Annotated in this window: 9 protein-coding genes; 5 read left to right on the forward strand and 4 right to left on the reverse strand. The window is 69.6% G+C overall.

All coding sequences use genetic code 11. The annotated features are described in order from the left end of the window. The first annotated feature begins 4 nt into the window (after positions 1–4). Positions 5–1,027, forward strand: coding sequence for an alpha-ketoacid dehydrogenase subunit beta (locus tag Q0P88_RS05300; protein ID WP_295011842.1), 1,023 nt, complete (start codon positions 5–7; stop codon positions 1,025–1,027). 167 nt (positions 1,028–1,194) lie between these two features. Then, positions 1,195–2,544 carry a dihydrolipoamide acetyltransferase family protein gene (locus tag Q0P88_RS05305; protein ID WP_295011844.1) on the forward strand — a complete coding sequence of 450 codons (1,350 nt, stop codon included), beginning with the start codon at positions 1,195–1,197 and terminating at the stop codon, positions 2,542–2,544. 48 nt (positions 2,545–2,592) lie between these two features. Here the strand turns inward: Q0P88_RS05305 and Q0P88_RS05310 are convergent, their stop codons facing one another. From Q0P88_RS05310 to Q0P88_RS05325, 4 genes are all read right to left on the reverse strand, one after another. Next, the gene (locus tag Q0P88_RS05310) at positions 2,593–7,395 is read right to left on the reverse strand and encodes an NPCBM/NEW2 domain-containing protein (protein WP_295011846.1); all 4,803 of its coding nucleotides are present in this window, start codon (positions 7,393–7,395) and stop codon (positions 2,593–2,595) included. Between the two features lie 304 nt (positions 7,396–7,699). After that, the gene (locus Q0P88_RS05315; protein ID WP_295011848.1) at positions 7,700–9,217 is read right to left on the reverse strand and encodes a catalase; all 1,518 of its coding nucleotides are present in this window, start codon (positions 9,215–9,217) and stop codon (positions 7,700–7,702) included. Beyond that, positions 9,214–9,708 carry a Fur family transcriptional regulator gene (locus tag Q0P88_RS05320; RefSeq protein WP_295011850.1) on the reverse strand — a complete coding sequence of 165 codons (495 nt, stop codon included), beginning with the start codon at positions 9,706–9,708 and terminating at the stop codon, positions 9,214–9,216. Before Q0P88_RS05320 ends, Q0P88_RS05315 begins: the two co-directional genes overlap by 4 nt. A 113-nt stretch (positions 9,709–9,821) precedes the next feature. Further along, positions 9,822–11,030: an ROK family protein gene (locus tag Q0P88_RS05325; RefSeq protein ID WP_295011852.1), complete on the reverse strand. Its 1,209-nt coding sequence runs from the start codon at positions 11,028–11,030 to the stop codon at positions 9,822–9,824. Positions 11,031–11,166: 136 nt separating this feature from the next. Between Q0P88_RS05325 and Q0P88_RS05330 the strand changes: the two genes are divergently transcribed. The 3 genes from Q0P88_RS05330 to Q0P88_RS05340 are packed head-to-tail and all read left to right on the forward strand — an operon-like array spanning position 11,167 to position 14,293. Beyond that, positions 11,167–12,474 carry an ABC transporter substrate-binding protein gene (locus tag Q0P88_RS05330; protein ID WP_295011854.1) on the forward strand — a complete coding sequence of 436 codons (1,308 nt, stop codon included), beginning with the start codon at positions 11,167–11,169 and terminating at the stop codon, positions 12,472–12,474. After that, positions 12,471–13,382 carry a carbohydrate ABC transporter permease gene (locus tag Q0P88_RS05335; protein WP_295011856.1) on the forward strand — a complete coding sequence of 304 codons (912 nt, stop codon included), beginning with the start codon at positions 12,471–12,473 and terminating at the stop codon, positions 13,380–13,382. The genes Q0P88_RS05330 and Q0P88_RS05335 overlap by 4 nt, the downstream gene beginning before the upstream one ends. Continuing rightward, the gene (locus tag Q0P88_RS05340; protein ID WP_295011858.1) at positions 13,382–14,293 is read left to right on the forward strand and encodes a carbohydrate ABC transporter permease; all 912 of its coding nucleotides are present in this window, start codon (positions 13,382–13,384) and stop codon (positions 14,291–14,293) included. Before Q0P88_RS05335 ends, Q0P88_RS05340 begins: the two co-directional genes overlap by 1 nt. Positions 14,294–14,305 lie beyond the last annotated feature (12 nt).

A 14,305-nucleotide genomic window follows, 5' to 3' on the forward strand; every position in this document is an offset into this window, starting at 1 on the left:
CCCGATGACCCTCACCACTGCAGAGGCATCCGGCGGCACGGCGGAGTCACGCGTCGAGACCATGCCCTTCGGCAAGGCTCTCAACGCCGGGCTCCGCAAGGCCATGGAGGACGACCCGCGCGTCATCCTCATGGGCGAGGACATCGGAAAGCTCGGAGGCGTGTTCCGGATCACCGAGCACCTGCAGCGCGACTTCGGCGAGCAGCGCGTGCTCGACACCCCCCTCGCGGAATCCGGCATCGTCGGGACCGCGATCGGCCTGGCGATGGGCGGGTTCCGTCCCGTCATCGAGATCCAGTTCGACGGATTCGTCTTCCCGGCGTTCGACCAGATCACGACGCAGCTCGCCAAGATCACCGCACGCCACGAGGGTGCGCTGTCGATGCCGATCGTCATCCGCATCCCGTACGGCGGGCACATCGGAGCGGTCGAGCACCACCAGGAGAGCCCGGAGACCTACTTCGCGCACACCCCGGGCCTGCGCGTCGTCTCGCCGTCGACGCCGAACGACGCGTACTGGATGATCCAGGAGGCGATCGCCTCGAACGATCCGGTCATCTTCCTCGAGCCGAAGAGCCGGTACTGGCCGAAGGGCGAGGTGGACGTCACCGCACCCGCGCTGCCGCTGCACGCCTCGCGGATCGTCCGCCGGGGCAGCGACGTCACCCTGGTGGGTCACGGGGCGATGGTCTCGACGCTCCTGCAGGCCGCCGCGCTCGCCGAGGCCGAGGGGACGAGCTGCGAGGTCGTCGACCTGCGCTCGCTCTCCCCGGTCGACTACGGTCCGATCCTCGACTCGGTGCGTTCGACCGGCCGCATGGTCTACGCGCAGGAGTCTCCGGGGTTCGTGAGCCTGGGCAGCGAGATCGCCGCGACCGTCATGGAGCGCGCGTTCTACGCCCTCGAGGCGCCGGTCCTGCGGGTCTCGGGCTACGACACGCCGTTCCCTCCCGCCAAGCTCGAGGGGATCTACCTGCCGGATCCGGACCGGATCCTCGAGGCGGTCGACCGGTCGCTCGCGTACTGATTCGCCCGCCAGCCCCGACCCGACCCGCACCCCCCGTCACTCCACCCTCGATCACAACCCAGGAGAATCAACCCCATCCGCGCCTCTCGACGCCGTATCCGCAGGTTTCTCCTGCGTCGTGGCAGAGACGGGGCGGAGAGGACGGGGTGACCCGAAAGGATCCGACCATGAGCACCCAGACCTTCACCCTCCCCGACGTCGGAGAAGGGCTCACGGAGGCCGAGATCGTCACGTGGAAGGTCGCTCCCGGCGACGCGGTCGCCGTGAACGACGTGATCTGCGAGATCGAGACAGCGAAGTCGCTCGTCGAGCTCCCCTCGCCGCATGCGGGCACCGTCGGGGAGCTGCTCGTCGAGGAGGGGCGCACGGTAAACGTCGGCACGCCGATCATCACCTTCGTCTCCGAGACGGCGGACGCCCCGACGTCGGCGCCCACGCCCGCTGCACCGGCCGCCGAGGAGGGTTCGGGGTCGGTGCTCGTCGGGTACGGATCCGGATCCGAGGCGACCTCTCGTCGTCGGCGTCCGGCGCCGCGTCCGGTGCGATCGAGCGTCGGGGTGATCGCGAAGCCGCCGATCCGCAAGCTCGCGCGCGATCTCGGCGTCGACCTGACGCAGGTCACGCCGACCGGTGCCGACGGGGAGACCACGCGCGAGGACGTCGTCGCCCACGCCGAGCAGGCGAGCGTGTTCCGCAACATCCAGACGCCCGAGTGGGGCGACGTCCGGGAGGAGACGGTGCCCGCGCCGCAGGCCGCGCCCGTCGGGCTCGCCCGCGGCGTCGCGCCGTCGCCCGCCCGGATCGGGGCGGATGAGTCGCGGACCGAGTCGATCCCGGTCAAGGGCGTGCGCAAGGCGACCTCCTCGGCGATGGTGCAGAGCGCGTACTCCGCGCCCCACGTGACCGTCTGGAAGGAGGTCGACGCGACCCGCACGATGGAGCTCGTGAAGCGGCTCAAAGCCTCTCCGGACTTCGCCGACGTGAAGGTCTCGCCCCTGCTCATCATGGCGCGGGCGGTCATCTGGGCCGTGCGGCGCACACCGATGGTCAACGCCGCCTGGATCGACACCGCGGACGGAGCCGAGATCGCCGTGCGCCACTACGTGAACCTCGGCATCGCCGCGGCGACACCGCGCGGCCTGCTCGTCCCGAACATCAAGGACGCCCAGGATCTCGGCATGCGCGACCTCGCGCACGCCCTGAACCGGCTCACGGCGACGGCGCGCGAGGGGAAGACGACGCCGGCCGAGCAGCAGGGCGGCACGATCACGATCACGAACATCGGCGTCTTCGGCATGGACGCCGGCACCCCGATCATCAACCCCGGCGAGGCCGGCATCGTCGCCATGGGCACGATCAGCCAGAAGCCGTGGGTCGTCGATGGCGAGGTGCGGCCGCGCTGGGTCACGACGGTCGCCGGATCCTTCGACCACCGCGTCGTGGACGGCGACGGCATGAGCCGCTTCATCGCCGACGTCGCCGCCGTGCTGGAGGAGCCCGCTCTGCTCGTGGACTGACGACCGACGGGGGACACGGCCGGAGCTAGCGACCGCGTCCCCGTCCGTCTAGGCCTCGTCCGGCTGCGGCCGGTCCGCGGATCGCCGGCGCCGGCGGAGGGCCACGAGGGCGCCTCCGATCGCGAGCAGGGCGGCGACGATCCCCAGCAGCGGCGCCGGATCCGCGCCGGTGGTCGGGAGGGCCGAGACCGCCGTCGAGGGTCCCGCCGCCGGGCCGACTGGAGCGCCGGCGGCCACGACCGTGAGGGCCGAGCTCGCGAGCACCTCGTCGCCCGAGGTCACGACGATCGTGTGCGTTCCCGGCTCCGTGTCCGCAGGGATCGTGGCGGCGAGGTCCGCCGCGCCGTCGCCGTCGGCGACGACGGCGCCCAGCTGCACAGGCGTGGAATGCAGTGTCACCGTGAGCGAGGCCGACGCAGGGAAGTCGCGCAGGTGGATGTCCACACGGGAACCGGCCTGTGCGGTGCGGGGGGCATCGATGAGCGGCTGGCCGGGTTGGGGCTGGTCGACCGGGGGGATCACCGCCGGCGCGCTCGTGGACGAGACGTTGCCGGCCTTGTCGAAGGCCCGGGCGAGGACGGAGATGCCGCCCTCGGGTGCGGAGAGCGCGGCCCCGTACGTCGACCAGGTCGCGCCGCCGTCGATGGAGTACTCGATGCGATCGATGCCCGACGTCGCGTCCGAGCCGGTGACGGTCACCGTCCTCGCCCCCCGATCCGCCGCGATCGAGACGGTCGGGGCGACCGTGTCGACCTTCAGCGTGACGGTCTTCGCGTCCTCCGTGTTGCCGGCCGCGTCGAGCGAGCGGTACCCGAACGACGTCACGCCGTCCGAGAGCAGCACCGGCTTGTCGTAGAGGTTCCAGGCGCCTTCCGGTGTCCAGCGGTACTGCGTCGCCGTCACCCCGACGTCGTCTGTCGCCGCCAGGGCCACGCTCGGCGCCGTCGTGTACCACCCCGAGGCGGCCGCGTCCGGCGTGACGGTCGCGGTCGTCGTCGGTGCCGTCGTGTCCGGCGGTGCGCATCGGAACGCGGCGTTGGCCCAGTCTCCGTGCGCGCCGTTGATGGCGCCCGCGGTGGTCGGATCCACGTTCAGCTCGATGTACTGCACGCCGGTGACGTCGACGTCGACGTGCTCGGCGGCGAAGCCCGGCACGTAGGTGCGGCTCTGGTACCGCTGAGTGCCGTCGCCGACGACGCTGAAGATGATCTTGCCGGTGAAGGGATCCTGCAGCCCGACGTCCGCGGTGAACCGCGTGCACTGGCCGCCGAGGTAGTACGTGATCTTCGAGGACGCGTGCACGCCGAGGCCCTTGGTGTAAGTGGTGCCGTTGATCGAGAGCGGATCGCCCGTGGCGGCGCCCGGCTCGACGTTCGCGACGTCCTTGCCGACGGTGCCCCAGCCCGTGGTCGCAGAGACCCAGTCGAGGTCGCTCGCGAAGACGTCGCCGGTGGGCGCCGCGGGCAGCGGGAAGTCGGCCACCTGCCAGTCGAACACCTTGACGTTCGTCGCGACGGGGAGGGTCACCGCCTTCAGCTGCTTGCCCGGGATGAGCCGCACGGTGTTCGAGTACACCTGGTACGTCGAGGTCGTGTACTCGGGCGAGTTCGCGTTCGCGGCGTTGTTGCGTCCGAGCGACGAGATCGCGACCGTGGCGCCGCCGAGGGAGCCCTGGGGGAGCCAATTCGGGAAGAACAGCGACTGCTTCTGGACGGTGCCGTCGGCATAGCTCAGGGTGAGCTCAGGCGTCACTCCCTGTCCGGCCGCCGCCGAGGCGAGCACGGCGAGATGCGTGCCGGTCCCGGTGAGACCGATGGTCTGACCGTTCATCGACACCGAATCGGGGACGTCCGGACCGGCCTTCGGCCAGGTGTAGTCGATCTTCGTCGGCGTGCCGGCGTCGACCGTGACGGTGGAGCCGGGGCTCACCCCGCCTTGGGGCGTCGGGGCGGTCTTCAGCTGCTCCGCGGAGAACGATGCCCCGCCGCCGTCGAAGTCGCCGCTGGCGCGGCCGGCGACGGTGGTCACGGAGACGGAGTCGTACGCGCCGGCCAGCGATCCGAAGGCGACGTCGATCTGGTTGGCGCCCGAGATCGTGTGGGATCCGCTCTGCGCGTCCGTGTAGGTCGCCGTCGCACCGACCGTCTGCAGACCGGCGTTCGCCGTGCCGGGGACGATGGTGAACTCCGCGGTCGCGGAGGCGCCGGGGGCGACGGTGTCGACGGTCGTGCTGCCGGTGCCGGTGACGGTCCAGCCGTCCGCGAGCTTCGGAGCCAGCGTCACCGCCGTCTTGGCGTGGTCGCCCGTGTTGCGGAACGTCACGCGCTCGGTGGTGCCCTGGCCCTGGAAGGCCTGATCGTCCAGCGCGACCGAGACCTCGGCGGCGCTCGCATCCGAGGCCTTGCCGCCGACGGCCGAGGTGTTGACGAGCGTGACCGTCTGGCTGTCGGTGGACGCGACCGGTCCGGCCTTGACATGGACGACCCCGCCGGGGGCGTCCTGGTCGTAGTACCACCCGCTCGGCGCCGCGTCGAAGGCGGCCTTGTCGGCCTGCTTCGGCAGCTCGGTGCCGCCGACGCGGACGGCGTCGGGCGCGGAGCCCGAGTGCACGTCCAGCTGGTACGGGCGCGATGCCGCCATTCCCGTGTAGCTGCCGGTGCGCGTGCCGATCGTGACGGCGACGTCGCCGGCGTCCTTCGCGGGGGCGTCGACCGTGAACGTCTGCACCGACGCCGCGCCGGACGCGTAGTCCCGGCTCACCTTGTCGTCCTCGGTAAGAGTGAAGGTCGACCTGCCGCTGGGGTAGACGTCGAGGGTGATCGTGGAGTCCTCGGGGACGAGGCTCGCGTTGCGGGCGACGATGCCCTGAGGCACGACGGCACCGGCGCGGATGAACATCGGCAGCGTCTGCAGCGGGGCGGCGTAACCGTTCACGACCTGCCCGCCCTGGTACGACTTCCCGGTCCAGTAGTCGATCCAGCTCGACCCGGCGGGGAGCTGGATCCCGTTGCGGATGTCGGTGTGGCTGGAGACGGGGGCGACGAGGATGTCGCCGCCCAGCATGAACTGGTTCGTCGCCTCGGCGGAGTACGACGCCGGGTCGGCGGGGAACTCCAGCGGCATCGAGCGGACCGGGGAGACGCCGTCGCGGTGGGCGTCGGCCGACAGGCTGTAGATGTAGGGCATCAGTCTCTGCCGCAGCTGCAGGTACTGGCGGTTGATCTGCGTCGCCGCGTCGCCGTAGAGCCACGGGCGCTTGTCGACGGGGGCCCAGCCGCTCATCGAGTAGAGCGCGGGGGCGAGCGCCTTCCACTGCAGATCGCGCACGTAGCTCTCCGGGGATCCGCCGAAGATGCCGTCGACGTCCGCGGTCGTGAACGCGAGTCCCGAGTTGGCGCTGCCCGAGATCGCGGGCACCTCCCACCGGATCGCGTCGAGCGATCCGGTGTGATCGCCGGTCCACTGCATGCCGCAGCGCTGGGCTCCGGCCCAGCCCTCGACCATGAGGACGGTGCCGCGGGCGGAGGAGTACTGCTCGATGCCGTCGTGGGCGTTCTCGCAGGCGGTCAGGGCCATCCGGTATCCCTCACCGACCCAGGCGACGTCGAGCTTGCGCAGGGCGATCCCGTCCTGGCCGACCTCGCTCTCCTGCTGCGTCAGGGAACGCTGGGTCCACAGGCCGGTCTTCAGGCCGGCCGCGTCCTTGATGCCCTGCACCGTGCCGCCGAGCCCCTTTCCGGGATTCGACGGATCGTACGGGGAGGGATCCGGCGTGTACTCGCAGCCGTAGCCGTCGTTGACGAGCATCCACCCTGCGGGCATGTCGTTGTCCGCGAAGGCCTTCGCCGTCTGCACCGCATCGTACGTCTTCTGCTTCGGGGTGTCCGCGCTGGTGAAGCCGCTCGACGAGTAGCCGGGGTTGGAACGGTTGTAGCAGTCGGCGTCGCCGTACTCGAGCGCGTAGATCGGCGGCATCATCGGCCGCCCGGTCAGCTGCGTGTAGGAGTTGAGCGCCTGCTTGTAGTCGCCGACGAAGTAGTAGGCGTCGAAGCGCTTCTCGGCATGCGTCGTCGTCGTGTCGCCCGTGAACGTGTAGCTTCCGGGGGCGAACGTGTCCCGCAGGACCCCGTACCCCGCGCTGGACATGTAATAGGGGACGGCGTTGGGGTGGCCGCCGTCGGCCCAGTTGTAGTCCTTGGTGATGTTGATGGTCTGGCCGGTGTGAACGACACGGCCGTTCTGCATTCCACCGCCGATGAACTGCTCTCCCTGCTGCGGCTTCAGGTGCTGCGTCGTGGAGGCGCCGAAGCTGAGCGGAGACGACTCCGTCCAGACGGCGGTGCCGTCGGCGCGCAGCATGCTGAGCTGCGATGTCGACCGGTCGACCGTGACCGTCACCTTGGACGTAGAGACGCGGATGACGGATCCTTGTTCGACGGAGACCTGCGGAGCCTGGAACGAGTCCGCGCCGACGACGATGTCCGCGGAGCGGGCGGCGTCGGACTTGGTCGGGTCGGAAGGATCCTTCTGCGGGGTGTTGGCCGGGTCGCTGAACGTTCCGGACGGATCGGCTTCGATGCGCACCGACGTCTCGTCGAGGAAGCTGATGCGGACCGCTCCGCGCGCCGCAGTGAGGGTGACCGCGGCGTCCTTCTGCGAGACACCGGTGATGCCGCCCAGGGTCTGGCCGCTCGCGTCGACGGGCACGTCGGCGCCGGTGCCGGTGCCGGTGGCCGCGGCCGCGGATGGCGGGGGAGCGATGGCCAGGAGTGCGCCCCACGCCAGGGCGAGGGCGCCGAGTGCGGCGACGCCCGAGCGCGGCCAGGCAGAAAGACGGGAAGATGTGCTCATCGGTGAGATCCCTCGCGTTGGCAATGTGACGCGTCTTGATCGAACGCGCTTAATTCACTCACAGATAATCATCCTGGATTCGCGGGCGTGTCAAGCGATCCGGGATTTCGCGTGCGATCCGGTGCGTTCCGCTGCCGGGTCGCGCGGGCATGACTCACGGGGACGAGGCGTTCCTCCCGCCGGGGCCATGAGGTCCCGGCGGAGCCTGATGTCACCGCCCCTGTCGCCGGGTCGGCGAGCCGGCGCTGGCGAACGACCGAGGGCCCCGGGATCGCGTCCCGGGGCCCTCGGCATGACAGGGCGATCAGCCTTCGGCGATGGGATCGCCGCCCGGCACCTGGTCGCCCGCCTGCTGGCGGTAGGCCTTCTCGATGTTGTCGCCGACCTCCTGGTCGATGTTGCGCCAGTACTCGAACACGCGCGACAGGACGGGCTCGACGACGCCTCCGAGAAGAGTGCCCGTCACGGTCTCGACGAGACGGCCGCGCTGCTCCTCCGTGAACACGTCCCGCACCAGCGTGTGCGCCTGGCCGAAGTCGTCGTCCTCGGCGTGCAGCGTGTAGGCCGACCGCACGAGTTCTCCGTCGGCCTCCCAGCCATTGTCCACGGGGCCCTGTGCGTCCTGAAAGGCGCGCCCGTAGGAGTTCGGCGCGTACACCGGCGCGTTCCCTGAATCCGTGTACTCCATCGCGCCCTCCTTGTCGTAGGAGTTGGTCGGCACGACAGGACGGTTCACCGGAAGCTGGTTGAAGTTCGTGCCGAGGCGGTTGCGCTGGGCGTCCGGGTAGGAGAAGATCCGGCCGAGCAGCATCTTGTCGGGCGAGACCCCCGTGCCGGGAACCGTGTTGGACGGGCTGAACGCGGCCTGCTCGATCTGGGCGAAGTGGTTGACCGGGTTCCGGTTGAGCGTGAACCGGCCGACGGGGATCCGCGGGTAGTCCTTCTTCGACCAGATCTTCGTCAGGTCGAACGGATTGAACCGGTACGACTTCGCCTCGTCGTAGGGCATGATCTGCACCTCGACCCGCCAGGACGGGAAGTCGCCGTTCTTGATCGCCTCGAACAGATCGCGGCGGTGGTAATCGCCGTCCTTGCTCACGAGGGTGTCGGCCTCGTCGTTGCGGAGGTTCTCGACGCCCTGCTCCGTGAGGAAGTGATACTTCACCCAGAAGCGCTCGCCCGCCTCGTTGACCCACATGTAGGTGTGCGACGAGTAGCCGTTCATGTTGCGCCACGTCTTGGGCAGGCCGCGGTCGCCCATGAGGTAGGCCACCTGGTGCGACGATTCCGGGGAGAGGGTCCAGAAGTCCCACTGCATGTTGTTGTCGCGCAGGCCGGAGTCCGGCAGGCGCTTCTGCGAGTGGATGAAGTCGGGGAACTTCATCGGATCACGCACGAAGAACGTCGGGGTGTTGTTGCCGACGATGTCGAAGTTGCCGTCCTGCGTGTAGAACTTCAGGGCGAAGCCGCGCACGTCCCGCCAGGTGTCGGGGGATCCGAGCTCGCCCGCCACCGTCGAGAACCGGGCCAGCATCGGCGTCGTGACGCCCTTCTGGAACAGGCCGGCCTTCGTGTACCGCGAGACGTCCTCGGTGATCTCGAGCTCGCCGAACGCCCCCGATCCCTTGGCGTGAGGGCTGCGCTCCGGGATCCGCTCCCGGTCGAAGCGGGCGAGCTTCTCCACGAGCGCGACGTCGTGCAGCAGCAGGGGTCCGTTCGGGCCGACGCTGAGCGAGTTCGCGTCGCTCTGACGCGGCGCGCCCGATTCGGTCGTCGAGGGGATCGTGGAGTCGTGGTTCGAGGTGGGATCGAGAGTGGTCATCGTTCTTCTTCTTCTTCCTTCGAGGGGACGACGGGGACGGAGGTGGACTGAGGAGGGCGACACGCGGCGCAGACGCCCCGGAAGAGCACGTCGGCGGTCTCGACCAGGAAGTCTCCGGAGTCGAACGGCTCGAGGCACGGAGCCTCTCCGCGCGTGCAGGGGACGTCTTCGACGCTGCCGCAGATCCGGCAGACCAGATGATGGTGGTTGTCGTGACGGTGGATCTCGTAGCGGGCGGCCTCCCGGGAACTCGTGTCCAGTCTGCGGATCAGACCGGCTTCGGTCAGCGCATGGAGCACGCCGTAGGTCGTCTGCATGGAGACGTCGCCGAGCCGTTCGCGCGCCGCCGCGTTGATCTCGTCGGCCTCCGCGTGCTGGCGCTCCGCGACGATCTCCAGCGTGACCAGGCGCGGCGCGGTCACGCGCAGCCCCGCGTCGCGGAGCTGGCGGCGATAGTCCGGCTCGGGAGCCGTCTGAAGCAGATCGACCACCTTTCGACCGTACGTCAGATTTGTCCGAGTCAAAAGAACGCGTGGCGTGTCGCCTCCCTCGCGCGGCGTCGCGGGCGGGACGGCGTGGCGCGGGGAGGCGGCGGATCGGGCGCTCAGCCCCGCAGACGCTCGGCGACCAGGCGGGGCAGGCCGGTGCTGCGGGCGCCGGCGAGAGCCGTGGAGACGGCGCCGGCGAGCACGATGTCGGCGCCGAGCCGGGACCGCAGCAGGGTGGGCGCGGGGAGGTCGAGCAGCGGCCGCAGCACGTCGCGCGTCGCGTCGAGCACGGGCTGGATCCCTTCCGCGATCGCGCCGCAGACGATCACGCGCTCGGGATCGTACGTGCTGCCGAGCACCGCGACGACCCGGGCGAGGAAGGCGCCTGCCTCGCGCACCACCCGCACGGCGTCGGGATCGCCCTCCGCGGCGAGGGCGAGCACGCGGTCGGGGGACAGTCGGCTGCGGGCGAGTCCGGCGAGGGCGCCGTCGGGCAGGGCCTCGCCGCTGTCCAGCACCTCCCGTGCGAGGCGCGTGAGGGCCGGTCCCAGTCCCTCGGCCGAGTCGACGCCGCGCACGTGGTCGAACAGCACCATCTCTCCGACGCCGCCGTGCGCCCCGTGGAGGATGTGCCCGTCGACGACGGCTCCGGCGCCGAAGCGTTCCCCTGCGATGAGCGCGATGTAGTCCCGGCAGCCGACTGCCTCGCCGAGGTCGCCCTCCGCGGCGGCGGCGAGCACGGCGTCGTTCTTGATCTCGACGACCGGCGCCCATCCCGACAGCACCTGTGCGAGCCCCGGGTTCGTGCGCTCCCAGAACCCGTCGGGGTGCGGCGGGGAGGAACCGTCGCGGGCCACCGGCGCCGCGACGCCCGCGCAGAGCGCGAGGATCCGCTCGCGGGGCACGCCGCTCTGCGCGAGCGCCGTCTCGAGGTGCTGCAGGATCACGGCGCGGCGGCGACCGACGCTGTGCCGCGGGTCCAGGTCGGCCCGCACGCGCGCGAGCGGCGTGCGGGCGAGGTCGGTCACCGTCACGCCCAGATGGGTGTCGCCGGCGTCGATCGCGATGACGGCGCCGAGATCGGCCGGCAGTTCGAAGCGGCGGGCGGGCCGGCCGGCCGAGTACTCGCCCGCGTCACGGGCGTTCGGCAGCTCCCGCACGACCCCGATCTCCACGAGGGCGTCGATCGCGTCGATCGTGGTGGATCGCGTGAGGGAGGCTCCGGCCATCGCCTCGGTCGCCGTGAACGCACCGCGCCCCCAGGCGAAGTCGAGCACCTGCCCCAGGCTGGGGCGGGCGGCGCCGGGCTCGACGGATGACGACATGGTGCTTGACCTCTCGGGCGGGACTCTGTCAGAGTATCCCTCGTTCGACTTGATTCGAGCAGAAAATCTAATCCTCGGAGTTAGTGCGGGATCCCAGAGGCGGGCCCGCCCCTCCGCGGCCGGAGAGATGAGGACGATGGTGTCTGGGAAGAGCACGCGGATCGCGAGGGCGCTCGCCGCCGTCGCGGTGCTCGCGCTGACGGGGGGCGCGCTCGCGGGCTGCGCGGCCGGCGACGGCAAGGAGCACATCCGCTTCACCTTCAGCAAGCGCGAGGCGATCTCGTTCATGAACGACGTCGTGAAGACCTACAACGCGTCGCAGGACAAGGTCGAGGTCGACATCGACACGTCGGGGGTGGACGTGGTGTCGGCGAGCTTCGTCCGCGGCAATCCGCCGGACATCATGCTCGCGAACTACAACATGGAGGTCTCCCGCTTCGTCGACCGCTGTGCGCTGAGCGATCTGGGCGCCACGACGGCGGCGGGCGAGGTCGACGACAAGTACCAGCCCCTGCTCGATCAGTACGGCACCTGCGCGGGCCGCGTGAGCGCGCTGCCGTACTCCGTCATGGCGGCATCCGTCATCTACAACAAGCAGCTCTTCGCCGACAACGGGATCGCGGTCCCGACCACTTGGGACGAACTGCTCGCGGCGTGCACGGAGCTCCAGGCGGCCGGCGTCACCCCGTTCTACGCGACGCTCAAGGACGACTGGACCGTCGGCCAGGGCTGGTACGACTACGCGGTCGGCGGATCCCTCGACGTGCTGCGGTTCTTCGACGATCTCAAGGCCGAGGGCGCCGAGGTCGGACCGCAGGCGCAGACCTCGTTCGCGAAGGACTTCACGGCTCCCGTGCAGCGCATGCAGGAGCTGCTCGACACCTACGTCAATAAAAACGCCGCGAGCCGCGCCTACGGCGACGGCAACCTCGCCTTCTCGAAGGGGCAGGCGGCGATGTACCTGCAGGGGCCGTGGGCGTTCAGCGAGATCGCGAAGACCGCGCCTGACCTGTCGCTCGGCACGTTCCCGCTGCCGATGACAGACGATGCGAAGGATCTCAAGGTCAGGGTCAACCTCGACCTCGCCGCCATGATTCCGGAGGGATCCCGGCACAAGGCGGCCGCCCGAGACTTCCTGGACTACCTGTACCGCCCGGAGATCATCCAGGCGTACAACGCCTCCCAGCTCGGCTTCACGCCGACGACCTCCGCTCCGGCGCCGGACGACCCGCGCATCGCCGGAATGATCCCCTACGTGGACGAGGGGCGGATCTACCAGGGCCCGTCCGTGCTCGTCCCGAAGACGATCCCCGTCTTCAACTACGCACAGGCGATGGCGCTCGGCGCGTCGCCGAAGACCACCCTGACCACGATGGACGCGGACTGGGCCCGCCTGGCCTTCCGCGCCCCGGCATCGAGCGAGACGAAGGGGTCCGCGAAATGACCACCACCACCACGATCGTCACCGGCGGCGACCGCCGGACGCGGCGCAGCAGCCGCCGCGTCGAACCGATCTACTACCTGTTCCTCCTGCCCAGCCTGATCCTGTTCACGTTCGCGATCACGGTGCCGGGCGTGATCGGGATCTTCTTCAGCTTCACCGACTCGATCGGGATCGGGGACTGGAGCGTCATCGGCCTGACCAACTACGTCGCGGCGTTCAGCGACCCGGCGATCCTGCAGAGCTACCTCTTCACCTTCGGCTTCTCGATCGCGACGGTCGTCGTGGTCAACGTGATCGCGTTCCTGCTGGCCGTGGGGCTCACCTCACGGATCCGCTTCACGGCCGGTCTGCGCACGATCTTCGTCATCCCGATGGTGATCTCGGGCATCATCATCGCCTACGTCTTCAACTTCCTGTTCTCGAACTCGATCCCCGCGCTCGGCAACGTCACGGGGATCGCCTGGCTGCAGACGAGCATCCTCGCCAATCCCGACCTCGCGTGGGTCGCCATCGTGATCGTGACGGCCTGGCAGGCGATCCCCGGCACCCTGCTCATCTACATCGCGGGGCTTCTGTCGGTTCCGGGCGACGTGTACGAGGCCGCCGACATCGACGGCGCCTCCCGGCGCCAGCAGCTCACGCGGATCACGCTGCCGCTCGTCGCCGGATACGTCGTCATCAACGTGATCCTCGGGTTCAAGGGCTTCCTGAACGCCTACGACATCATCATCGGACTCACCAACGGCGGCCCCGGCACCGCGACGCGCAGCGTCGCGCTGACGATCATCGCCGGCTTCAACGGCGGCGACTACGCCTACCAGATGGCCAACGCGACCATCTTCTTCGTCGTCGCGATCCTCATCTCCCTCCTCCAGCTGTCGCTGACGCGCGGAAGGAACGCACTCTGATGTCCACCCAGACCCTTCTGGCGGCCGAGGCCGCGAACACCCGGAGCATCACCACGGCGCGCGGGGGCGGACGCCGCTCCCGCGTCGGCAGAGAGCGCGCGAACTGGTCGGCGACGATCATCCTGATCCTGTGCGCGATCACCGTGCTGCTGCCGCTGTACGTGACGATTTCGATGGCCTTCAAGACCACGAACCAGGCCGTCGACGGCAACGCCTTCTCCCTGCCCGCCCCGTTCTCGATCGACGGTTTCGTGCAGGCGTGGAACCTCACCCAGTTCCCCGTCGGGGCTGGCATCTCCCTGTTCGTCACGGCGGGCACCGTGATCCTCACGATCGTCCTCGCGGCGTTCGCGTCGTATGCGATCGTGCGCAACTGGGATCGCCGGCTGTTCCGCTACTCGTTCTTCTACCTGCTCGCGGCGATGTTCATCCCGTTCCCCGTCGTCGCGCTGCCGCAGATCCAGCTCACCGGGCTCGTCCACCTGGACAACCCGTTCGGCGTGGTGATCCTCGCCACGATGTTCCAGCTCAGCTTCAGCGTGCTGCTGTTCACCGCGTTCCTGCGCTCGATCCCCCTCGAACTCGAGGAGTCGGCGCGCATCGACGGGGCCAGCACCTGGCAGACGTTCTGGCGGATCATCTTCCCGCTGCTCGGCCCGATGAGCGCCACGGTCGGCATCTTCGCCTTCCTGTACGCCTGGAACGACTTCATGATGCCGTCGCTGATCATCTCCGATCCGGCCTTGCAGACGCTCCCCGTGCGGCAGAACCTGTTCCAGACGCAGTTCAGCAACAACTACAACGTCTCCTTCGCCTCGTACCTCATGGCCATGGCCCCCGCGATCGTCGCCTACCTGTTCACGCAGCGCTGGGTGATGGAGGGCGTGACCCAGGGTGCCGTCAAGGGCTGACGCTCCGTCCGC

It is taken from the genome of uncultured Microbacterium sp. (assembly GCF_945952435.1).
Lineage (GTDB): Bacteria > Actinomycetota > Actinomycetes > Actinomycetales > Microbacteriaceae > Microbacterium.

Excerpts from the sequence above, each read along its gene's own strand:
- Q0P88_RS05300 (WP_295011842.1), top strand. The coding sequence starts at position 5 with ATGACCCTCACCACTGCAGAGGCATCCGGCGGCACGGCGGAGTCACGC.
- Q0P88_RS05305 (WP_295011844.1), top strand. The coding sequence starts at position 1,195 with ATGAGCACCCAGACCTTCACCCTCCCCGACGTCGGAGAAGGGCTCACG.
- Q0P88_RS05310 (WP_295011846.1), bottom strand. The coding sequence starts at position 7,395 with ATGAGCACATCTTCCCGTCTTTCTGCCTGGCCGCGCTCGGGCGTCGCC.
- Q0P88_RS05315 (WP_295011848.1), bottom strand. The coding sequence starts at position 9,217 with ATGACCACTCTCGATCCCACCTCGAACCACGACTCCACGATCCCCTCG.
- Q0P88_RS05325 (WP_295011852.1), bottom strand. The coding sequence starts at position 11,030 with ATGTCGTCATCCGTCGAGCCCGGCGCCGCCCGCCCCAGCCTGGGGCAG.
- Q0P88_RS05330 (WP_295011854.1), top strand. The coding sequence starts at position 11,167 with ATGGTGTCTGGGAAGAGCACGCGGATCGCGAGGGCGCTCGCCGCCGTC.
- Q0P88_RS05335 (WP_295011856.1), top strand. The coding sequence starts at position 12,471 with ATGACCACCACCACCACGATCGTCACCGGCGGCGACCGCCGGACGCGG.
- Q0P88_RS05340 (WP_295011858.1), top strand. The coding sequence starts at position 13,382 with ATGTCCACCCAGACCCTTCTGGCGGCCGAGGCCGCGAACACCCGGAGC.